This is a genomic window from Allomuricauda sp. CP2A (genome assembly GCF_001683915.1).
Lineage (GTDB): Bacteria > Bacteroidota > Bacteroidia > Flavobacteriales > Flavobacteriaceae > Flagellimonas.
Genome location: NZ_LXTT01000097.1, coordinates 1 through 350, shown reverse-complemented (window position 1 = coordinate 350; position 350 = coordinate 1). Strand labels below are relative to the sequence as shown.

The following is a 350-nucleotide window of genomic DNA, read 5'->3' as shown; positions in this document are numbered from 1 at the left end:
CTTTTTATTCTTTGAATTTCTTGTTATTGTATTAGACAATGAGAATCCTTGACAAGGAGGGCCTCCAAAAAGAACAAATGGATTGCTGGAAATTAATTCAGTAGGATTGACCTTTTGAATATCATTCAAAATAATTTGAGAATTAGGATGGTTTTGCTTAAATGTCTCCGATGCATATTTATCATTCTCCACTGCAAATGATATATTAATCCCTGCCATTTCAGCACCAAGACTCATGCCCCCCGCTCCACTAAAGATATCGCATCCAACAAAATCGTTTTTATGGGCCCTTGTTTGAAGTTCAGTTTCCTCTAAAGTTTCTTGCATTTTAATTACTAATAGGAGAGTAC

Annotated in this window: 1 protein-coding gene; it reads right to left on the bottom strand. The window is 35.1% G+C overall.

The annotated features are described in order from the left end of the window. Window positions 1-327, bottom strand: a 327-nt coding sequence (locus tag A7D14_RS11370; protein ID WP_141673370.1) for a DNA cytosine methyltransferase, incomplete at its 3' end; no start/stop codon positions are given. Between the last annotated feature and the right edge of the window lie 23 nt (window positions 328-350).